Source organism: Polynucleobacter sp. MWH-Creno-3A4 (genome assembly GCF_018881885.1).
Taxonomy (GTDB): Bacteria; Pseudomonadota; Gammaproteobacteria; order Burkholderiales; family Burkholderiaceae; genus Polynucleobacter.
Window position 1 is genome coordinate 1067423 of the sequence record NZ_JACXSA010000001.1, and the last position, 21752, is coordinate 1089174.

Genomic DNA, 21752 nt, shown 5'->3' on the forward strand with positions numbered 1-21752 from the left:
AATCTTAAAGCAGTCCTTCAAAAAGCGCCACATCTACCCACTCACCAGCACCAACATTTCCTTGGTCGTGAGCGAGGATGACAAAGCAATTCGCCTCACTCATGGAGCGTAAAATCCCTGCGCCTTGGCTGCCAGTGAGTCGAACTGTTGGCTTACCATCCTCGCCACGACTGAGAATGGCCCGCTGAAACTCGGTACGACCCGGTTTTTTGCGAATTGCTTCTGTGCAGATTGCTTGAGTCATCGGCACATCTGTATGGCTTGCCCCATTGAGTTGGAGAAGGGCTGACCTGACAAATTGGTAAAAGGTCACCATTACTGCAACAGGATTACCAGGTAAGCCGAAGAATAGGGTTTTGCGCGCAGGGGATTTGCCAGCAAGGGCCTTCAGAATGCCAAACGCCATCGGACGGCCAGGTCGCATGGCAATTTTCCAGAAGCCAACATCCCCTAACTCTTGCATGATTTGTTTGGTGAAATCCGCCTCACCAACTGAAACGCCACCCGAAGAAATCAAGACATCTGCTTTTGCCGCCGCCTCACAGAAAGCATTCTTAAGGGCGCTGGGATCGTCACGAACAATGCCGCAGTCAATGATTTCAAGATTGAGGCGATTGAGTAAACCTGTCAGGCTATAACGGTTACTGTCATAGATGCTGCCTATATCCAATGATTCACCAAGGGTGCGCAATTCATTTCCAGAAGACAGAATGGCTACCTTGAGTTTACGCCTTACTTTTAAGGTGGCAATACCGAGTGAGGCCGCTAAACCCAAATCCGAAGGACGCAATAAGCGACCAGCAGAGATAGCAGGTTTGCCAGTTTGCAAATCTTCACCACGGAGGCGACGATTATCTCCACGTTTTAACTGAGCTTGTTGAAAGGTAATCCGAGTCTCAGTCATCTCAGTAGTCAATTCTTGTGGAATAACCGTGTCACAATTTGCTGGCATGACTGCACCAGTCATGATCTTCAGGCACTCACCGGTCTTGAGGCTGCCCTCATAAGGCTTGCCAGCAAAGGCGGTGCCAACAATCTGCAGTGCGATCTCAGGAGTTTTGGTATCAAGACATTTGCCATCAAATGCAAAGCCATCCATAGCAGAGTTATCTGCTGCAGGAACATCGATTGGAGATAGTAGATCTTCTGCCAAAATGCGATTGATCGCTTGATCTAATGCAATGATTTCAATATCTGCAGGATCTGAAATCGCTTGAGATTCATTTAAGAGTTCTTTGACTAACTGAGCAATGGCTGCGCGTGCCTCATCGACATGTAGTGATGAAGTCAGAAGAATAGGGTTGTTAGGCGAGTGCTTCATAAGGAGACTTCCTCTAAAGCTTTGAGTTCCTCGGGGGTGTTGACATTTGCAAATGCATGAGCTTCCTCAAATACAACAGTGCCACTGCGCAGCTCTTTGAACCAACGATCAATCTTGAGATCACCTTTTTGTAAAAAGATTTCTAAAGATTCATGCAAGTTGGCGCGCATCAAACAAAACACAGGTTGTGCCCACACCTTCCCATCAGCTTCTTTGCTTGAGGCGTAAACGAGCTGATAGTTACCTTGTTCCAGTTCGTTAGCCATCCGAGAAGCCAAATCAAGGGGTAGCATGGGTGAATCGCACGGGGCACTCAATAAATATTGGGTCTTGCAGGCGCTTAGACCGGCCGAAAATCCGGCCAGTGGGCCAGAAAAGTCGGGGGTCTCATCCATGATGACGGGGTAGCCATAAGCAGCATATTTTGTCACGTTGCGGTTGGCATTAATTAGTATGGCGCCAACTTGTTTCTTGAGGCGCGTAATCGTCGAATCAATCAGTGGCTTGTTATGAAAGGGGATAAGCCCTTTATCAATACCGCCCATACGCTGCGCACGTCCGCCAGCCAAGATGAGTCCAGTAATGTGTTCAGCTGAAATCATCAACCACCGATATAAGACATTTCGACCTTGCGACTACCTGTCGATAAGTTAGCAGTATGGGAGCCCCGAATCTCAGAGTAATGATCATCGCGTACTGACCAGGTATTCATGATCGCGTTGGCAATCTCTAAATCACTTTTACCAGACCGCAACATGGTTTTGAAATCAAAGCCTTCATTAGCAAATAGACAGAGATACATTTGCCCATCCGTTGAGATACGCGCACGGGAGCACTCATGGCAGAAGGTTTGGGTCACGCTCGAGATCACGCCAATTTCACCAGAGCCATCCACATAGCGCCAGCGCTGGGCAACTTCACCAGAGTAATTCGCATCAATAGGTTCCAGCGGGAATACTGCATGGATTTTGGCAATAACTTCTTTTGAAGGTAATACCTCTGCCATATTCCAGCCATTAGAGCTGCCCACGTCCATAAATTCAATAAAGCGCAGAATCACGCCGCTACCCTTGAAGTGCTTAGCCATCGCAACAATCTCATGATCGTTCGTTCCTTTTTTCACGACCATGTTGACCTTGATATTTTCAAAGCCGACCTCTTGTGCTGCAGCAATGCCATCCAGTACATCAGCTACTGGAAAGTCAACATCATTCATTTTTCTAAAGACAGCATCATCTAGGCCGTCTAAGCTGACTGTGAGTCTTTGCAAGCCTGCCGCTTTTAAAGCAGCCGCTTTTTTGCGCAGAATGCTGCCATTGGTGGTGAGAGTGAGATCGAGTGGCACGCCTTGAGGCGTACTCAATTTCGCTAGCATCTCAATCAGCACCTCTAAATTCTTACGCAGCAATGGTTCGCCACCAGTTAAGCGAATCTTCTCAACACCTAGCGTGGAAAAGATAGTAGCTAGGCGGGTGATTTCTTCAAAGCTAAGTAATTCTTGATGGGCGAGATAGGGGTAATTGTGATCAAACACTTCTTTAGGCATGCAATAAGTGCAGCGGAAGTTACAACGATCGGTTACAGAAATGCGTAGGTCATGTAAAGTGCGACCGCGCTTATCCAAAGTCTGGCCGTGAGGCGCAAGCAGTTGTGCGCCAACAGACGGCGTAAGGCCTTTGCCTTCATCAATACGAATGGGAATTACTTTGGGGTTAACTTTTTCAACCATGATCTCAATTATGGCTGTGAAACGGGGTTTCTGCCAAACCGCCCAATATCCTTTTGGGATAAAAGGCGGTCTGGAGAAAAAGCTGTAAGGCCTTAAACCGTTTTTTCTTGACCGCCGGTTTCAACTAAAACCATTGGACCTTCAGGACGGGCAGCTGCAGGCTTTGGTGTTCTACCTAAGTTGATTGACTCAGGCTGAATCTGATTTTGTGCTTCCGCATGCTTGGAGGCATCGGTGGCAACCCAAATCATGCCGGCAGATTGCACAACATTATGTAAAGGCGTTTCTTCTAGCGCTTGGAAGGCAACCTTCGGAAGTTCTGGAGCTGGTTTAGCAATCACTTCAACCTTGGCGGCAGCAGCTACTACAGCAACGGGTGCTGCAGTTTGCGTTGGTGCTGCAGCAGAGCTTTGAGCTGGACGATTTGATTGACGTGGAGCACGTGGTCCTCGACCTTGTCTTTCAGTTTTTTCAGCTGCTGGTTTTGTATTTGAAAAACTGCTCACAATATTCTGAATTGGCATTGATGCAGATGCACCAGCCATACCAACAGGAGGGCCAGCAAACGGGCTAGCAGATGCTGCTACAGATGAAGATGCATCACCATTCTCAGTGCGCTCACCGCGATCATTTCGGTTGCGACCACGACCACGACGGTTGCGACCACGACCACGACGCTCTTCGCCCTCAACAGTCGGTGTTGCCTCATTGCCAGGAGCTGCTTCGCTTGCAGATGTTACTGCCGCTGCATTTTCTTGACGTTCTGGTTTTGGACCGTTTTGGTTATTGCGATTGCGGTTATTACGATTGCCGTTGCGATTGGTGCTGCCTTCGCTAGCACCTTCAGCAGCATTTGCCGCCGGACGCTCTGTACGCTCGCCGTTGCGATCATTACGCTCACCACGACGATTGCGACCACGATTGCGATCACCACCATTGCCGTTGCGACTTTGATTGCGTCCACGTGTATTGCTTGGCGCTGGCTTCTCTTCGACTACTGGTGTCGATGAGAATAGTTTTTTGATAAATCCAAATAAACCACCAGAGCTTTCAGCTTGAACTTTTTCGGTGCGGGCTGGACGCGGTTGACTCATTGGTGCAGGTTGAGTAGGAGTGATGCCCTTAACTGCAGCCTCAGGGCGTGCCTTCACATCAGCATCTTTGCGGCTTACTGTGGTGTCGGTTTCCAATTCGCGAGCAGCTTCTTCAGCCATCACGTAGCTAGCTTTTTGGTCATCTAGACGTGGATCGTCATGACGCAAACGCTCTAACTTGTAATGTGGCGTTTCTAAATGCTTGTTTGGAACCATCAAGACGTTCACTTTGAAGCGCGTCTCAATCTTGATGACTTCAGCACGTTTTTCATTCAAGAGGAACGCAGCCACTTCGACCGGTACCTGTGTATGAATCGCTGCTGTGTTTTCCTTCATCGCTTCTTCTTGAATAATGCGCAGAACTTGCAATGCAGATGATTCGGTATCACGGATATGACCTGTGCCGTTACAACGCGGGCAAGTGACGTGACTACCTTCAGAAAGGGCAGGGCGCAAACGTTGGCGTGACATTTCCATCAAGCCAAACTTGGAGATCTTACCCATTTGAACGCGGGCACGATCATGGCGCAGAGCATCGCGTAAGCGGTTCTCAACATCTTTCTGAGCCTTGCTCGATTCCATATCAATGAAGTCAATCACGATCAAACCACCCAAGTCACGTAAACGTGCTTGACGAGCGATTTCATCGGCAGCTTCTAAGTTGGTACGCGTCGCAGTTTCTTCAATGTCAGAACCACGGGTCGCACGGGCAGAGTTCACGTCCACAGAAACCAAGGCTTCAGTGTGGTCGATCACGATAGCGCCGCCAGATGGCAATGGCACTGTGCGTGAATACGCGGTTTCAATTTGGTGTTCAATTTGGAAGCGCGAGAACAAAGGCACATCGTCGTGATAGCGCTTTACACGTGGCAAATTGTCTGGCATCACCACCGACATAAATGCCGCAGCTTGTTCATAGATGTCATCGGTATCGATGAGAATCTCGCCGATATCAGGCTGGAAGTAATCGCGGATTGCACGAATCACTAAGCTAGATTCGAGGTAAATCAATAATGGCGCAGAGTTGCCTTTAGCGGCTTCATCAATCGCCTTCCACAGCTGCATGAGATAACTTAAGTCCCACTGCAATTCCGTAGCATCGCGACCAATACCAGCGGTACGAGCAATGATGCTCATGCCATCTGGTACTTCTAATTGAGACATCGCTTCACGCAGTTCTTGACGGTCTTCGCCTTCAATGCGACGGGATACACCGCCTCCACGTGGATTGTTTGGCATTAATACCAAATAACGACCAGCCAGAGAGATAAAAGAGGTGAGGGCAGCACCTTTTTGGCCACGCTCTTCTTTTTCTACCTGAACAATGATTTCTTGACCTTCGCGCAGGGCATCCTTAATGGAAGCATTGCGGACGTCGATACCCTCTTTGAAATAGGCTCTAGCAACTTCTTTAAATGGTAAGAAGCCATGACGCTCTTCACCGTAGTTGACAAAGCACGCCTCCAGGGACGGTTCAATGCGGGTAATAACACCTTTGTAAATATTGCCTTTGCGTTGTTCACGACCGGCAGCTTCGATATCGATATCAATGAGTTTTTGACCATCAACGATGGCAACTCGCAACTCTTCTTGTTGAGTTGCATTAAACAACATGCGTTTCATAACACTCTCCTATGGGGGAGGCTGTCGATGCGCGCTGCGTTAGGGGACAAGTTCAATGCCGCTGAGGACTGAGCCTAAGGCGGTATAGGAGTGTGGATCAAGCCAATCTGGGCATCTTTTACCCAGCTCACCAAGTTAACGGTTGGTTAATTCGGTGCCACACTTGACGATCGCCGCAGAGACCTCCTTTAGGTCATCAATGCAGGCGCGCGCCTGAAAACTGTCTTCTAATCGCGGGTCGCGGCATACGGCACACCAACCCTGCGCCTCATTACAACGGGGGAGGGGCAACCCCGGGAGTCTTTTAAAGGGCGACTCCAAGCTCCACGATTCAAGCCTGACTTCAGGCTGGGATCAAGCCAATAAATTGGCTAGAGCGTTGATTATACGGCACAAGTTGAATGACAATGGGGTATTGTTGAGTCCCTTGTCGTCCTCTGTTGAGGGGGCAAGAGAGATAAATCATGAAACCAGAGCCATTAAGTAAGCCAAAACCCACCCCAAATTCTGCCCCAGCAGCAGTTCATCTGCAGACTATTGGACCGGAGGAGGCTGGTCAGCGTTTAGATAATTATTTGCTGCGCTGGGCCAAAGGGGTCCCCAAAAGCCACGTTTATCGGATTATTCGCTCCGGTGAGGTACGGGTAAACAAAAAACGTGCCGAGCCAACGACTCGCCTGGTGGAGGGGGACGTAGTGCGAGTGCCCCCCGTCAGAATCGCCGAGCCGGCCCAAATGGCCGCAGTGAACTCTGCTCAAACCAAATCCCGAGCTCATGGTTACTCAGACAAAATGCCGATCCTGTTTGAGGATGAGGCCCTTTTGATTGTAGATAAACCTCCTGGATTGGCGGTGCATGGAGGATCTGGAATTGCTTTGGGCGTGATTGAGACCTTACGCATCACCCGCCCAGAGCTGAAGTTTTTGGAATTGGTCCACCGTCTAGATAGAGATACTTCCGGAGTGTTGCTGCTGGCAAAGAAGCGTAGCGCTTTAGTAGAGCTGCATCGCCAAATCCGTGAGGGACAAACTGATAAACGCTATTACTTGCTGGCCCATGGAGAAATTGTGCAGGGTACTCAGAGCATGCAACTCAAATACCCATTGCATAAATATTTATTAGCTAATGGCGAACGCCGCGTGCGAGTCGATCCTGAGGGGCTTCCCAGTCATACTGCTTTGCGAGTTACAAAAGTCTTCAAGCATGATGAGATGGCAATGACGTTGGCTGAAGCGCAGCTTAAAACGGGGCGTACCCATCAAATTCGGGTGCACTTGCAAAAGCTAGGCCATGCCATTTTGGGCGATGATAAATATGGCTTTGAAGAGCAAGATAAATTGATTAAATCCAAACGACTTTATCTACATGCGCACTTGGCAGGCTTTACCCATCCGCGTACCGGTGAAAAAATGCGCATTGAATCACCGCTCCCCGCGGAGTTTGCAGTCATGATGAAGAAATTTGAGTTGTCATAATTGATTAATACAGTGAATCATTCGAACCCAAAATAATGCAAGTAGATACCTCAAATCGACGTTATGACCTGATTGTGTGGGATTGGGATGGAACCATCATGGACTCAACCCCCACGATCGTGCAATGCATTCAGCAAGCTTGTCGTGACTTGGGTTTTAAAGAGCCGGATGACGCTCTCGCAAGTTCAGTGATTGGTTTGGGGATTCAGGATTCCCTGCGCAGAGCAGTGCCCTGGATCGAGCCAGTACATTTTCCAAAGTTGACTGACCGCTTTCGTTATCACTACTTGGCTAAAGATCATGAGCTGGATTTATTTGTGGGCATTCGTGAGCTATTGGAAAACTTGCGTGCCGATAAATACCTTTTAGGCGTTGCCACTGGTAAATCCAGAGTAGGCTTAGATCGCTCGCTTAAGCATCACCAAATTGGGCATCTTTTTCATGAAACCCGCACTGCTGATGAATCCTTTTCAAAACCGCATCCCGGGATGTTGCTTGAGTTGTCTGATGCCACTCAAGTGCCTACACGTCGCATGTTAATGATTGGTGATACCACGCATGATTTGGATATGGCTTCGAATGCGGGGGTGGATGCGATTGCAGTGACTTACGGCGCACATCCACTCGATACCCTGAAGACTTCAAAGTCATTGGCACATGTTGATGATGTCGCACAGCTATCACAATGGCTTAAAGAAAATTTATAACGAATTGATATCTTAATTAGTCAGACTGAGGAAGCAAAAATGGAAAATAATCCAAACCCTAATTGGGAGCGACAAGCGCTTGAACATCTCTTATTGGAGAATCTCAAAGAGACACGCAAGGCACGCCGCTGGAGAGCGGTTCTCCGAGTATTGACCCTGTTGGTCTTTGTGGGTGTGATTTTGGCTGTGTTTGATTTCCATCTTCCGGGTCGCGGTATGGCTGTCGAGAAGCACACGGCGATGGTGACTATGGAGGGTGAAATCTCTTCAAGCTCGATGGCCAATGCAATGGATATTAATTCTGCGCTGGTAGCTGCATTTGAGAATGAGCATAGTGCTGGAGTGATACTACGCATCAATAGTCCAGGCGGCTCACCAGTTCAAGCGGGGATGATTAATGATGAGATTCATCGCTTGCGCAAGCTCTATCCAAATAAGCCCTTGTATGTGGTGGTTGAAGATATTTGTGCATCGGGTGGTTACTACGTTGCAGTTGCGGGCGATCAGATCTTGGTAGATAAAGCCTCCTTAGTCGGTTCAATCGGTGTAATCATGGAAGGCTTTGGCTTCACTGGCTTGATGGATAAATTGGGCGTGACGCGGCGCATGATTACTGCAGGCTCTAACAAGGGCATGATGGATCCATTTAGCAAAGAAGATCCCAAGCAAGTGGAAATGGTCAAGACCATGATTGATGAAATTCATCAGCAATTTATTCAGGTGGTGAAAGAAGGTCGTGGTACGCGCTTGAAAGAAACACCAGATTTATTTTCAGGTCGGATTTGGAATGGCGAGCAAGCCGTTAAGCTTGGTCTAGTAGATGGTTACGGTACAGTTGATTCAGTGGCGCGGGACATCTTTAAAGCCCCTGATGTCCTTGACTACACCATGAAAGAAAACTTTGCTGAACGCGTCGCGAAGCGTTTTGGTGCTGAGGCTGGAGCTGCTGCTGGTAAAGCTTTAGTAAAGACACCAGATCTGAAGTAAATACTTCAACAGCACATCTTTTAGGCCAGCAGTAGAAATACTGTTGGCCTATTTTGTAATGGGCCACAAGCAGCCTCATTCGGAAAGCGCTTACGCCACTCTGCAATGGATAGAGTGGAAATCATTTCAGATTTGAGGGTAAGGTCTACGCCAATGCATAGCAATGTTTGTGGTGCTAATGCCTGGAGACACGCCATCAGCATCGCGGTATTGCGATAAGGTGTCTCAATCCATACTTGGGTTTGCTCGAGTTTGCGGGATTCCACTTCAAGCTGCTTGAGTCTAGCGCTGCGATCATGGGTGTCATGCGGCAAATATCCCTGAAAAGCAAAGCGCTGACCATTGAGGCCGCTTGCCATCAGGCCCAACAAGATCGAGCTCGGTCCCACCAAAGGCTTTACTTGAGCGCCCAGCTTGTGTGCTGCGAGTACCAATTCTGCTCCAGGATCCGCCACACCAGGCACGCCTGCTTCAGACATTAAGCCCATGTCATTTCCAGCTAACAATGGCTTGAGCAAATCTGCAGGTTTTACTGCATCACCATACTTTGCATTACGCGCAGCGCCACGCCACTCAACCATTTGCATTTCTTGAATAGTGCAATTGAGTGGTGAAACGCTATCAATAGCTTTTAATAAAGCACGTGCTGTTTTTGCATCTTCCACAATCCAGTATTTGAGTTTTGCGGTTTGTGTAATCGTTTCAGCTGGTAACACCCAAGGCAGTTGTTCGTTACGCGCATCATCCCCTAGGGTGTTGGGAACTAAAAACAGTGTGCCGAGTTTTGCCATGAAAATTTCTGCCGTTCTCTTAATCTGTTAGCTTCTTGCGGGGATTGCAAAACCAGCTTCACGTAATAAACCTGTGAGCGCAATCAGCGGCAGTCCTATAAGGGCAGTGGGATCATCACTCTTGATGGATTCAAGTAGGCTAATGCCTAAGCCTTCTGACTTTGCGCTACCGGCGCAGTCATAAGGCTCCTCTGCTAGTAAATAGCTTTCCAAAAGCTCATCAGACAGTTTGCGAAAGGTCACTTCAGTAGGAATGCTCAAAGTAGTTTGTGTATCGCCCTTCATCAAGCACAGCGCTGTATGAAAAGCCACTGTTTGACCACGCATCAGTTGGAGTTGCGCCATCGCTCTTTCGAAATTACCGGGCTTACCAATTGCCGCACCACATAAATCGGCAACTTGGTCAGAGCCGATCACCCAAGCTTGAGGATGCTCTTTAGCAACTGCCGTAGCTTTTGCGTTTGCAAGGCGCAGGGCTAATTCGAGAGAGCTCTCGCCAGTAAAGGGGGTTTCATCTACCTTTGGTGAAACGACGTCAAACGGAATGCGAAGACGTGTCAATAATTCGCGTCGGTATACCGAGGTCGAGGCCAGGATGAGTGGCGAGTTTTGGGATGCGGTGGTGGAGATGCTCATTGCTGAATGTACTTTCAGAGTGACCTTGATTTAGACTGATGCCATGAATCGTAATCAAGTTTTACCTCAAGTTCAGCTATCTTCGGAACCTAGTGCTTTGAAAAGGGTTGATTTTTGTGCCCCCCAGTCTTATCAGGGGGCTGGATTTTTGGCGATTTCAGAAATGCCCAGACTTGCGCAGGAGGCCTCCACTGTCATTGCCGGCGATGGCTTTGATTGGCAAATGCAGACCTATTTTGAGGGTTCTCCGGCTAGCGATCCCCACCAAATTCTGGATTTGGACTTAAACGGCCGAATTCACCTGATTTGTCAGCGTTGCCTGCAAGACTGCGCCATCGATTTAGCTGAAAAGCGCCGCTTTATCTTTGTGGCTACTGAGGCGGAGGCGGATGACTACCCTATGGAGGATGAGGAGCAGGAGCCCCTGGTGGCAAGCCAGCATTTCAACCTCCTAGAAACGATTGAGGACGAGATTTTGCTGTCTTTACCCTTGATTCCAAAGCATCCAGACGGGTTTTGTGAGCCACATGCCTCAGTTTTTGGGATTGATGAGGCAGATGAGGGGGCTGATGAGCGAGAAAACCCCTTTAACATCTTGAAAAATATGAAGAAAAACTCATAAGCTGAGGCTGCGTTTGCCTGTTGTTTTGAGTGCCATATGCAGAAAAATCAAGCATTTAGACGCATTTACATGTTAGAATGTCGCCTTGCTTAGGAGTTCATTATGGCCGTTCAACAAAATAAAAAATCACCATCCAAACGTGGCATGCACCGTGCGCACGACTTTTTGACCGCACCTGCTACGGCTGTTGAAGCCACAACTGGTGAGGCTCATCTGCGCCACCACATCTCACCAAACGGCTACTATCGTGGTCGTAAAGTGGTTAAAACCAAAAACGACTAATTCTTTTAGTCTAAATAGATAGAAGCGGCTCCAGAAAAAGCCGCTTTTTTCTTAATAAATCACTTGCAGCAATCAATGAGTTTATGAGCGTTACTCTAGCTATTGATGCCATGGGCGGAGATCATGGAGTCGTAGTTACGGTTCCTGCCGCCTGCGATTTTCTAGAAAATCACCTAGATGCAAAAGTCGCTTTAGTTGGCGATGCAGATTTAATCAAGCAAGCCTTAAATAAATTACCCGGCGTTCCGATGGAGCGCATTCACATTATTCCCGCGAGCGAAGTAGTCTTGATGGATGATCCCATCGAGGTCGCTTTGCGTCGCAAAAAAGATTCTTCCATGCGCGTTGCGATTGAGCAGGTGAAAGAAGGCCAGGCAGATGCTGTGATCTCTTCTGGCAATACTGGCGCGCTGATGGCGATCTCTCGTTACATTCTGAAAACACTTGATGGTGTTGATCGTCCTGCCATTGCAACCGCGATTCCCAATGAGCTCGGGCGCGGCACGACCATGCTAGATCTTGGGGCTAATGCCGATTGCGAGCCAATGCACTTGGTTCAGTTTGCCCAAATGGCCAATGTGATGGTGCAAGTGGTTGATGGCAAGGCAAATCCCTCTATCGGCTTACTCAATATCGGTGAAGAAGTGATTAAGGGGAATGAGGTAGTCAAGCAAACGAGTGAGTTGCTACGCCAAACCCAATTGAACTTTTATGGCAACGTAGAAGGTAATGATATTTTTAAGGGCACAACAGACATCGTTGTGTGCGATGGTTTTGTGGGCAATGTAGTGCTAAAAGCCAGCGAAGGCTTGGCCAAAATGATGAGCGGCATGATTCGTGAAGAATTTAATCGCTCGCTGATGACAAAGCTTATGGCGATTTGTGCCATGGTGCCATTGCTCAGGGTTCGTAAGCGCGTTGATCATCGTCGCTATAACGGTGCGGTACTTTTAGGGTTGCGCGGTTGTGTGATCAAGAGTCATGGCTCTGCAGATCGTTTTGCCTTTGGTTTTGCTTTGGATCGCGCCTATGAGGCAGCTAAGAATCGCATGGTTGAGCGTATTGCTCAAGCCTTTGTGGTGGAGACAAAAGAATGACTATGTTTGCGAGAGTGGCAGGAACAGGAAGCTATTTACCCGAGCAGCGCCTGACTAACCAAGACTTGGTGGAGCGCCTTGCCAAAACAGGATTAGAGACCAGTGATGAGTGGATTAAAACTCGTAGCGGCATTGCTGCGCGTCACTTTGCTGCCGATCATGAATTAACCAGCGATCTTGCGGTGAAAGCTGCGCAAGCTGCATTAGAGAGTGCCGCCATCACTTCTGAAGATTTAGATCTGATTATTTTGGCCACTTCTACACCAGACCATTTGGGCGGTTTTCCGAGTACGGCCTGTGTTGTGCAAGATAAGTTAGGCGCTCATACCGCATGCGCTGCTTTTGATGTTCAAGCAGTTTGTGCTGGTTTTACCTATGCACTTGCAATTGCAGATGCCTTTATTCGGGCGGGCTCTTACAAAAAAGTATTAGTGATTGGCGCTGAAACCTTCTCTCGTATTTTGGATTTTCAGGATCGTGGTACTTGTGTCTTGTTTGGTGACGGTGCTGGTGCTGTGGTGCTCGAAGCTTCCCATGAGCCTGGAATTTTATCTACGGCATTGCATGCAGATGGCAGTCAGCGTGACATTTTGTGTGTTCCTGGTCGCTCTAGTAATGGTCAAGTACAAGGCTCACCATTTATGACTATGGATGGTCAGGCGGTATTTAAATTAGCCGTCAAAGTATTGGAGCAAGTTGCTCACGAAGCCCTAGAGAAAGCCCATTTGAAGGCGGAGCAAATTGATTGGCTGGTGCCACATCAAGCGAATATTCGGATTATGGAAGGTACCGCTAAGAAGATGGGCATGTCGATGGACAAAGTGATTGTGACGGTGCATGAGCACGGCAACACTTCTGCTGCCTCGATCCCTTTAGCATTAGATGTGGGTGTACGCTCTGGTCAAATTCAACGTGGTCAACATCTGTTATTGGAAGGTGTTGGTGGTGGTTTTGCATGGGGCGCAGCTGTACTCAAGTACTAGTTTATTTTTTACTGAATTAACACTATGACATTTGCATTCGTATTTCCTGGCCAAGGTTCACAATCTGTTGGCATGCTCAATTCCATTGCGGATCGTGCTGAGGTGCGTGCAACTTTGCAGGAGGCCTCTGAGGCTTTGGGTGAAGATATTGCAAAGTTAATTGCTGAAGGCCCTGCTGAAGCATTGTCTTTAACGACCAACACTCAACCAGTGATGTTGACTGCTGGTGTCGCTTTCTATCGCGCCTGGTTGGCTGCCGGTGGCGCTACTCCTAAAGTCATGGCAGGTCATAGTTTGGGTGAATACTCCGCTTTAGTTGCAGCAGGCGTAATTTCTTTTAAAGATGCCGTTCCATTGGTGCGTTTTCGTGCTGATGCGATGCAAAATGCTGTACCAGTTGGTACTGGCGGCATGGCAGCGATCTTGGGTTTGGATGATGCAACAGTCATTCAAGTTTGTGCAGAGGCAAGTGCTGCCTCTGGCGACGTGGTTGAGGCAGTAAATTTCAATGCCCCAGGTCAAGTAGTAATCGCGGGTGCAAGCGATGCAGTGAATAAAGCCTGTGAGTTACTCAAAGCTGCAGGCGCTAAGCGAGCATTGCCGCTACCGGTTTCTGCACCTTTTCACTCTTCTTTATTGCAGCCTGCATCAGAAAAGCTCAAAACGTATTTGGCAGATATTGAATTTAAGGCGCCAACTATTTCTCTGATTAACAACGTGGATGTGGCTATTTTGAATGACCCTGTTGCAATTAAAGATGCCTTAGTGCGTCAAGCAGCAAAGCCTGTACGCTGGCATGAAACCATACAAGCGATGGCAGACCAAGGAATCATTCAAGCGGTGGAATGTGGTCCAGGTAAAGTCTTGGCTGGTTTAACCAAGCGAATTAACGATCAAATGACAGGGGTGCCTGTATTTGATGATGCAAGCTTGAACGAAGCTTTGGCTACTCTAAAATAAATATCTATCCTAGATTACTTCGATATAGCGGAAGACAAATATGAATCTCGACCTAAGCGGACAAATTGCCTTAGTCACTGGCGCATCACGCGGCATCGGCCAAGCCATTGCAGACGAATTAGTTAAGTGCGGCGCAAAAGTGATTGGTACTGCAACTTCAGAGAGCGGTGCAAAAGCAATCGATGAGCGCTTAAAGTCTTCAGGCGGCGCTGGCTTGGTATTGAATGTCACTGAACCAAATGCGTGCGAAAACATCATTGAGCAGATTGTTAAAGAGTATGGCGGCATTCATATTTTGGTGAATAACGCTGGCATCACTCGAGATAACTTAGCGATGCGTATGAAGGCAGATGAGTGGACCGATGTGATCGATACCAATTTGAGTTCTGTTTTCCGTTTATCTCAAGCCGTGTTGCGTCCCATGATGAAGGCACGTGGTGGTCGCATCATCAACATCACCTCCATCGTTGGACATATGGGTAATGCTGGCCAGGCAAATTATGCGGCTGCAAAAGCAGGCGTTTCTGGAATGACTCGTGCCTTAGCCCGTGAAATTGGTAGCCGGAATATTACGGTCAATTGCGTAGCTCCAGGGTTTATTGATACAGATATGACCCGCGCTTTGAGCGAAGAGCAGCAAAATGCACTAAAAGTGAACATTCCGCTGGCCCGTTTGGGTAGTCCGGAGGATGTGGCCCAGGCTGTGGCTTTTTTGGCCTCTCCAGCCGCCGCTTACATTACGGGTAATACCCTACACGTCAATGGCGGCCTGTATCTAGCCTAATAGCAAAGTAAGGATTTTGTCATTTTTGGGCGAATTTGCGAATTCGGTCCACCAAGCTGATAAAATCCTTTTCATCGTTTTTTACAACCCCTGGGGAAATTAATGGACAACATCGAACAACGCGTTAAGAAAATCGTCGCCGAGCAATTGGGCGTCGCAGAAGGAGATATCAAGAATGAATCTTCTTTCGTGAACGACCTAGGCGCTGACTCTCTTGACACTGTTGAGCTGGTTATGGCTTTGGAAGATGAATTCGGTATCGAGATTCCTGATGAGGAAGCCGAAAAAATCACCACAGTTCAGCTCGCGATCGACTTCGCTAAATCTAAAGCTCAGGGTTAATTCCCTAGCCTAGGTATTACTGTGTCAGCATCAAATGGCCGACGCCGGGTAGTAGTCACCGGCCTTGGCCTCATCTCACCTGTTGGCAATTCAGTTGATGTAGCTTGGTCTAATTTGCTTGCGGGCAAATCTGGTATCGCTACGATTACTAAATTCGACCACACTCCACTGAGCGTACATTTCGCTGGAGAGGTGAAGGATTTCAATGTAGAAGAATATGTCTCTGCTAAAGAGGCACGCCATATGGATACCTTTATCCATTACGGCATCGCGGCTGGCACGCAGGCCATTCGGGACAGCGGTCTAGAGGTCACCGAGCAAAACGCTGAACGCGTTGGTGTCATGGTGGGCTCCGGTATTGGTGGCTTGCCGATGATTGAGGAAACTGGGGCGGAGTTATTGGCTCGCGGTCCCCGTCGTATTTCTCCATTCTTTGTACCAGGCTCCATCATTAATATGATTTCTGGTCACCTCAGTATTTTGTTTGGTCTTAAAGGTCCAAACGTGGCTGCAGTGACTGCATGTACTACTGGTTTACACAGTATCGGATTAGCGGCACGTTTAATTCAGTATGGCGATGCGGATGTGATGGTTGCTGGTGGTGCTGAGTCAACCATCTCTGCATTAGGGATCGGCGGCTTTGCTTCGGCAAGAGCACTCTCTACTCGCAATGACGATCCTGCGACTGCTTCACGTCCTTGGGATAAAGACCGTGATGGTTTTGTTCTTGGTGAAGGCGCTGGTGTTGTTGTGCTGGAAGAGTATGAGCATGCCAAAGCACGTGGCGCAAAAATCTATTGCGAATTGCTTGGCTTTGGTATGAGTGGCGATGCGTATCACATGACTGCGCCAAATATGGATGGCCCACGCCGTTGTATGGTCAATGCGATGCGCGATGCGGGCTTAAATCCGGATCAAATTCAGTATCTCAATGCGCACGGTACCTCTACGCCCTTGGGTGACAAGAATGAAACCGAGGCAATCAAAGCCGCCCTTGGCGATCATGCTAAAAAAGCACTGATTAACTCTACCAAGTCGATGACGGGTCACCTTTTAGGTGGTGCTGGCGGTTTGGAGTCTGTTTTCACGATTCTGGCGCTCCATCACCAGAAATCCCCACCCACCATCAATATCTTCAATCAAGATCCTGAGTGCGACTTGGACTACTGCGCCAATACTGCTAGGGACGTGAAGATCGATCACGCCGTCAAAAACAACTTTGGCTTTGGTGGTACTAACGGCACCTTGATTTTTGGTAAGCTGACCTAATATCCTCTTTATCTCCATTTTTTGGTTTTCACCAAGTAGGTCATAGCATCATGAAAAAGTACTTTATTGCGCTCTTGGCTATTTTGAGTCTTGGCCAAATATCATTTATTGCACCAGCGATTGCTCAAAATCCTCGAGTCACGATTCCGGATTTTGCCGACTTGGTTGAGCGCGCGAGTCCTGCTGTAGTTAATATTCGGACCACTGAAAAAGTGATGGTTCAGCAATCTCAAGGCGGCATTCCTGGAATGCCTGAGGATCAAGCAGAATTTTTCCGTCGCTTCTTTGGTGTGCCTATTCCTGGAATTCCGAATGGGCCAAAACCAACACAGCCAAACCCTAGCAAACCACAAGAGGCCGATCGTGGCGTTGGCTCTGGTTTCATTATCGAATCGAATGGTTTGATTCTGACTAATGCTCACGTTGTTGAGGGTGCAACGACCATTTATGTCACTCTAACTGACAAGCGTGAGTTCAAAGCAAAGTTGTTGGGTATGGATAAGCGTACCGATGTAGCAGTGGTAAAAATTGAGGCACGTGATTTACCAAGATTGCCATTAGGTGATTCATCTAAGGTGCGAGTGGGCGAGTGGGTCTTGGCCATTGGCTCCCCATTTGGCCTTGAAAATACAGTGACTGCGGGTATTGTGTCAGCCAAGAGTCGAGATACTGGTGATTACCTGCCCTTTATTCAGACTGACGTTGCGGTCAATCCCGGCAACTCTGGCGGCCCCTTGCTCAATACTGCAGGTCAAGTAATTGGTATTAACTCTCAAATCTTTAGCCGCTCTGGTGGCTATATGGGAATTTCATTTGCGATTCCAATTGATGAGGCGATGCGCGTTGCCGATCAACTGCGCACGAACGGCAAAATGACTCGAGGTCGTATTGGTGTGGCCTTGGGTGAGATGACTAAAGAGGTTGCAGAGAGTTTAGGTTTAGGAAAACCGCATGGTGCTTATGTGCGCAATGTTGAACCGAATGGCCCGGCAGCAAATGGCGGCATTGAAGCGGGAGATGTCATTCTTGCTTTTAATGGACGTGATATTGCAAAGTCAACGGATTTGCCGCGAGTGGTTGGTGAAACCAAGCCAGGAAGCACTGCTACTGTTCAAGTGTGGCGTAAGGGTGCAACACGCGATTTGACAGTCACTGTGGCAGATACTGACTCTGCACAGGTAGCTACCAAAAAGCCAGATGTCCCTAATGCCAATAGTAATAGTGCGAATGCTTTCGGTGTTGCGGTAAGCGACGTATCAGATAGCAAAAAGAAGGATCTCAATATCAAAGGTGGTGTGGAAGTGACCGGTTTGGGGGAGGGCTCTCTGGTGCGGGCTGGTGTTCGTCCTGGGGATGTGATTATTCGCATTGCCGACACCGATATCACCGGGGTAAAGCAGTTTGAAGCCCTGGTTAAAGGCCTTGATGCCAATAAGGCCGTTCCAGTCTTTATCCGCCGTTCTGACAGCACTCTGGTCATCCCAGTAAGACCAAAATAAGCCCTTTTTAGGTAGAAAAATAGGGTTCGGCGCCTTTTAGGCGCCACCCATTACAATTCCTGTAAGACGGCTTTTTGCAGCGCATCATCGTGGTGCGTTCTGACAAGGCGTTTTTTGAATGAGCTATTAAGACGCTATGGATTTAATCCGCAATTTTTCTATCATCGCCCACATTGATCACGGCAAATCGACGCTTGCGGATCGCATTATTCAACTGTGTGGCGGCCTTTCTGATCGAGAAATGGAAGCCCAGGTCCTCGATTCAATGGATATTGAGCGCGAACGCGGCATCACTATCAAAGCGCAAACGGCAGCTTTAAATTACAAAGCCAAAGACGGCAAGATTTATAACATCAACCTGATTGATACCCCAGGGCACGTTGACTTTTCATATGAGGTCAGCCGATCTTTATCGGCTTGTGAGGGTGCCTTATTAGTGGTTGATGCTAGTCAGGGCGTTGAGGCGCAAACAGTTGCTAACTGTTACATGGCGCTTGAGTTGGGCGTTGAAGTTGTGCCGGTGCTGAATAAGATTGATTTACCCCAAGCTGATCCTGAGCGCGCCAAAAAAGAAATTGAAGACGTCATTGGTATTGATGCATCTGAAGCCGTCACTTGCTCAGCAAAAACCGGTTTAGGTGTTGCAGATGTCATCGAGGAAATGATTGCCAGAGTGCCTCCACCTAAAGGTAATGCAGCCGATCCATTGCAAGCGTTGATCATTGACTCTTGGTTTGATAACTACGTGGGTGTGGTGATGTTGGTGCGCGTCGTGAACGGCACACTCAAACCCAAAGAAAAAATCACTTTAATGGCTAATGGCTCAAGCCATTTAGTAGAGCACGTCGGTGTGTTTAGTCCAAAGTCAGTCGATCGTCCAGAGCTATCTGCTGGTCAAGTGGGCTTTGTGATTGCTGGCATCAAAGAATTAAAGGCTGCCAAGGTTGGAGATACCGTTACGCATTCTCCAGGGCAGCAAGGTCGAGTTCCTGCGGCTGAGCCGCTGCCCGGCTTCAAAGAGGTAAAACCCCAAGTCTTTGCCGGCTTATATCCAGTGGAGGCCAGTGAATACGATCAGCTGCGCGAGTCTCTTGAAAAACTCAAGCTGAACGATGCATCACTCTTGTATGAACCAGAGGTCTCACAAGCCTTGGGTTTTGGTTTCCGTTGCGGCTTCCTAGGTTTGCTCCACATGGAGATTGTGCAAGAGCGTTTAGAGCGTCAGTACGGCATGAATCTTATTACGACTGCGCCAACCGTGGTGTATCAAGTACAGCAGTCGGATGGCACGATCTTGATGGTCGATAACCCATCCAAGATGCCTGAGACCAGTAAGGTTGACACCATTATGGAGCCGATCGTAACGGTCAACCTCTACATGCCACAAGAGTATGTCGGTTCGGTCATTACCTTGTGCGTTGGCAAGCGTGGGATTCAAACGGGTATGAATTACCTCGGACGCCAAGTGCAACTGACTTATGAGTTACCGATGGCAGAAATTGTGTTGGATTTCTTTGATCGCTTGAAGTCTATTTCTCGCGGTTATGCTTCGATGGATTATGAATTCAAAGAATATCGTCCGGCAGATGTAGTGAAGGTCGATATCCTCATTAACGGTGAACGTGTTGATGCGCTCTCAGTGATTGTGCACAGAAGCAATAGCCAGCATCGTGGTCGCGAAGTAGTTTCTAAGATGCGCGGCATTATTCCGCGTCAAATGTTTGATGTAGCGATACAAGCAGCAATCGGCAGTAATATCGTCGCTCGTGAAAACGTCAAAGCCTTGCGTAAAAACGTTTTGGCCAAATGTTATGGCGGTGATATTTCTCGTAAGCGCAAGTTATTAGAAAAACAAAAAGAAGGTAAGAAGCGCATGAAGCAAGTTGGTAACGTTGAAATTCCACAAGAAGCCTTCCTGGCGATTTTGCAGGTGGAAGATTAATGAACTTCGCTCTCATTCTCTTCATCTTGGTAATTGTTTCAGGCATTGCTTGGGTGGCTGACAAGATGTACTTTGCCCCCCAAAGAAAACTTGCCGGCATTGATCGTATGCCATTGTGGCTGGAGTACACGGCAGGTTTCTTTCCGGTCATCTGTGCGGTATTTGTACTGCGCTCTTTCATCGTGGAGCCATTTAAGATTCCATCTGGGTCGATGATCCCAACCTTGCAGATTGGCGACTTCATCTTGGTAAATAAATTTACCTATGGCATTCGTCTGCCGGTCATCAATCAAAAGATAGTGGATTTGGGTTCACCTAAGCGGGGTGATGTGGTGGTATTCCGTTATCCACGTGATGAGTCAGTTGATTACATCAAACGGGTTGTGGCTCTACCAGGTGATGTTATTTCTTATCAAGATAAGCGTCTAACGGTAAATGGCCAAGCATTGCAATACAGCGGCGGTGAGACCTATCTTGATCCAGAGAATATGCGTTACGCCAAGCGCTATACAGAAACCTTTCCAGTAGACTTGGGTGGCAATCGCCATGAGATCTTGAATGATCCTGATCGCCCATCTGCCGTATTTCCGACTGAACGTTTTCCTGGTGTGGAGTTCTGTCAGTACCAACAAGCAGGTTTGACTTGCACAGTTCCACCAGGGCATTACTTTGCAATGGGCGATAACCGCGACAACAGTGCTGATTCTCGTTACTGGGGCTTTGTGCCAGATAAGAATATTGTTGGCAAAGCTTTCTTTGTCTGGTTAAACCTGGGCAACTTAGGCCGTATCGGTGGCTTTGAGTAATCCACTATGAACGCACGCGCTGTCATTGACACCATGCCCTTGCAAGAACGCTTGGGCTACAGCTTCAAGAAGCCGGAGCTCTTAAACCAAGCCTTGACTCACCGTAGTCATAGCAAGAGAAACAATGAGCGCTTGGAGTTCTTAGGCGATTCTATTCTTAACTGCGTCGTTGCGGATTTACTGTACGAGCGTTACTCCGATTTGGATGAGGGTGATCTATCGCGCGTACGCGCTAATCTAGTGAAGCAACAAGCTTTATATGAGATTGCACAAACTTTATCGCTATCTGATTATCTGCGCTTGGGTGAGGGTGAATTGAAGAGTGGCGGTTTTCGTCGCCCCTCCATCTTGGCCGATACGCTCGAGGCAGTAACCGGCGCAATCTTTTTAGACGGTGGCTTTGATGCTGCTAAGGCATGCTTACGCAAGCTATATTCCGTAATCTTGGTGCATGTGGATCCCAAAACCTTGGGTAAGGATGACAAAACACTTTTGCAAGAGTGTCTACAAAGCTATCAGCTGCCTTTGCCAACTTATAACGTAACTGGTACTACTGGCGCTGCCCATAATCAGCAGTTTGAGGTGGAGTGCCTGATTCCTAGTTTGCGGGTTTCTGTAAAAGGTGAGGGCGCGTCTCGTCGCGCAGCTGAACAATCCGCCGCAAAGACAGCGCTGGTAGCGGTACTGAAAGCGCTGCCGCAGGAATCTCGTAAACCAAAGAAAACTCGGTCAGCGAAGAAAAAAGCAGCAAAAAAAGAAGCTACTGAAGAGCAGTTAAACCTCAAGCTGAAGGGCTAATCGTG

At 48.1% G+C, this 21752-nt stretch carries 21 protein-coding genes; 15 read left to right on the forward strand and 6 right to left on the reverse strand.

Translation table 11 applies throughout. The features are described from left to right. Nucleotides 1-4: 4 nt before the first annotated feature. The 4 genes from glp to IEN92_RS05515 form a co-directional block, all read right to left on the reverse strand. Nucleotides 5-1321: a gephyrin-like molybdotransferase Glp gene (glp, locus tag IEN92_RS05500; protein ID WP_216161397.1), complete on the reverse strand. Its 1317-nt coding sequence runs from the start codon at nt 1319-1321 to the stop codon at nt 5-7. After that, nucleotides 1318-1923, reverse strand: coding sequence for a molybdenum cofactor guanylyltransferase MobA (mobA, locus tag IEN92_RS05505; protein ID WP_216161399.1), 606 nt, complete (start codon nt 1921-1923; stop codon nt 1318-1320). Before mobA ends, glp begins: the two co-directional genes overlap by 4 nt. Continuing rightward, complete coding sequence (moaA, locus tag IEN92_RS05510; RefSeq protein ID WP_216161402.1) at nt 1923-3050, reverse strand: GTP 3',8-cyclase MoaA; 1128 nt, start codon at nt 3048-3050, stop codon at nt 1923-1925. Before moaA ends, mobA begins: the two co-directional genes overlap by 1 nt. A 92-nt stretch (nt 3051-3142) precedes the next feature. Next, nucleotides 3143-5767 carry an Rne/Rng family ribonuclease gene (locus tag IEN92_RS05515; RefSeq protein WP_216161405.1) on the reverse strand — a complete coding sequence of 875 codons (2625 nt, stop codon included), beginning with the start codon at nt 5765-5767 and terminating at the stop codon, nt 3143-3145. A 464-nt stretch (nt 5768-6231) separates the two neighbouring features. Here IEN92_RS05515 and IEN92_RS05520 point away from each other — a divergent pair, with 464 nt between their 5' ends. From IEN92_RS05520 to sppA, 3 genes are read left to right on the forward strand one after another with little or no spacing between them, the layout of a single operon-like run. Next, complete coding sequence (locus IEN92_RS05520; RefSeq protein WP_216161408.1) at nt 6232-7242, forward strand: RluA family pseudouridine synthase; 1011 nt, start codon at nt 6232-6234, stop codon at nt 7240-7242. Between the two features lie 35 nt (nt 7243-7277). Further along, nucleotides 7278-7949 carry an HAD-IA family hydrolase gene (locus tag IEN92_RS05525; protein WP_215375521.1) on the forward strand — a complete coding sequence of 224 codons (672 nt, stop codon included), beginning with the start codon at nt 7278-7280 and terminating at the stop codon, nt 7947-7949. 39 nt (nt 7950-7988) lie between these two features. Next, the gene (gene sppA / locus IEN92_RS05530) at nt 7989-8936 is read left to right on the forward strand and encodes a signal peptide peptidase SppA (protein ID WP_216161411.1); all 948 of its coding nucleotides are present in this window, start codon (nt 7989-7991) and stop codon (nt 8934-8936) included. Nucleotides 8937-8956: 20 nt separating this feature from the next. On the opposite strand, the gene IEN92_RS05535 is transcribed toward sppA, so the two are convergent. Beyond that, nucleotides 8957-9727, reverse strand: coding sequence for an SAM-dependent methyltransferase (locus IEN92_RS05535; protein WP_216161414.1), 771 nt, complete (start codon nt 9725-9727; stop codon nt 8957-8959). Between the two features lie 27 nt (nt 9728-9754). Further along, the gene (locus tag IEN92_RS05540; protein WP_216161417.1) at nt 9755-10363 is read right to left on the reverse strand and encodes a Maf family nucleotide pyrophosphatase; all 609 of its coding nucleotides are present in this window, start codon (nt 10361-10363) and stop codon (nt 9755-9757) included. 43 nt (nt 10364-10406) lie between these two features. Here IEN92_RS05540 and IEN92_RS05545 point away from each other — a divergent pair, with 43 nt between their 5' ends. The 12 genes from IEN92_RS05545 (at nt 10407) to rnc (ending at nt 21747) form a co-directional block, all read left to right on the forward strand. Further along, nucleotides 10407-10985, forward strand: a complete 579-nt coding sequence (locus tag IEN92_RS05545; protein ID WP_216161420.1) for a DUF177 domain-containing protein — start codon at nt 10407-10409, stop codon at nt 10983-10985. Between the two features lie 102 nt (nt 10986-11087). Then, a complete protein-coding gene (gene rpmF, locus IEN92_RS05550; protein WP_011902241.1) occupies nt 11088-11267 on the forward strand; it encodes a 50S ribosomal protein L32 in 180 nt (59 codons plus the stop codon). 83 nt (nt 11268-11350) lie between these two features. After that, nucleotides 11351-12364, forward strand: a complete 1014-nt coding sequence (plsX, locus tag IEN92_RS05555) for a phosphate acyltransferase PlsX (protein WP_215375536.1) — start codon at nt 11351-11353, stop codon at nt 12362-12364. After that, nucleotides 12361-13347 (forward strand): beta-ketoacyl-ACP synthase III, encoded by a 987-nt coding sequence (locus IEN92_RS05560; protein WP_216161423.1) that lies wholly within the window; start codon nt 12361-12363, stop codon nt 13345-13347. Before plsX ends, IEN92_RS05560 begins: the two co-directional genes overlap by 4 nt. Before the next feature lie 24 nt (nt 13348-13371). Beyond that, nucleotides 13372-14307: an ACP S-malonyltransferase gene (gene fabD, locus IEN92_RS05565; RefSeq protein WP_216161425.1), complete on the forward strand. Its 936-nt coding sequence runs from the start codon at nt 13372-13374 to the stop codon at nt 14305-14307. A gap of 40 nt (nt 14308-14347) precedes the next feature. Next, nucleotides 14348-15091: a 3-oxoacyl-ACP reductase FabG gene (fabG, locus tag IEN92_RS05570; RefSeq protein ID WP_216161428.1), complete on the forward strand. Its 744-nt coding sequence runs from the start codon at nt 14348-14350 to the stop codon at nt 15089-15091. A 102-nt stretch (nt 15092-15193) separates the two neighbouring features. Beyond that, nucleotides 15194-15433: an acyl carrier protein gene (gene acpP / locus IEN92_RS05575; RefSeq protein ID WP_028819177.1), complete on the forward strand. Its 240-nt coding sequence runs from the start codon at nt 15194-15196 to the stop codon at nt 15431-15433. A gap of 21 nt (nt 15434-15454) precedes the next feature. Next, the gene (gene fabF / locus IEN92_RS05580) at nt 15455-16702 is read left to right on the forward strand and encodes a beta-ketoacyl-ACP synthase II (protein ID WP_215375548.1); all 1248 of its coding nucleotides are present in this window, start codon (nt 15455-15457) and stop codon (nt 16700-16702) included. Nucleotides 16703-16752: 50 nt separating this feature from the next. After that, complete coding sequence (locus tag IEN92_RS05585; RefSeq protein WP_216161431.1) at nt 16753-18201, forward strand: DegQ family serine endoprotease; 1449 nt, start codon at nt 16753-16755, stop codon at nt 18199-18201. A 136-nt stretch (nt 18202-18337) separates the two neighbouring features. Continuing rightward, nucleotides 18338-20143, forward strand: a complete 1806-nt coding sequence (gene lepA / locus IEN92_RS05590) for a translation elongation factor 4 (protein ID WP_215375554.1) — start codon at nt 18338-18340, stop codon at nt 20141-20143. Further along, entirely contained in the window at nt 20143-20949 is an 807-nt protein-coding gene (gene lepB, locus IEN92_RS05595) for a signal peptidase I (RefSeq protein WP_216161434.1), read from the forward strand. Before lepA ends, lepB begins: the two co-directional genes overlap by 1 nt. A gap of 6 nt (nt 20950-20955) precedes the next feature. Continuing rightward, complete coding sequence (rnc, locus tag IEN92_RS05600; protein ID WP_215375560.1) at nt 20956-21747, forward strand: ribonuclease III; 792 nt, start codon at nt 20956-20958, stop codon at nt 21745-21747. The last annotated feature ends 5 nt before the right edge of the window (nt 21748-21752 follow it).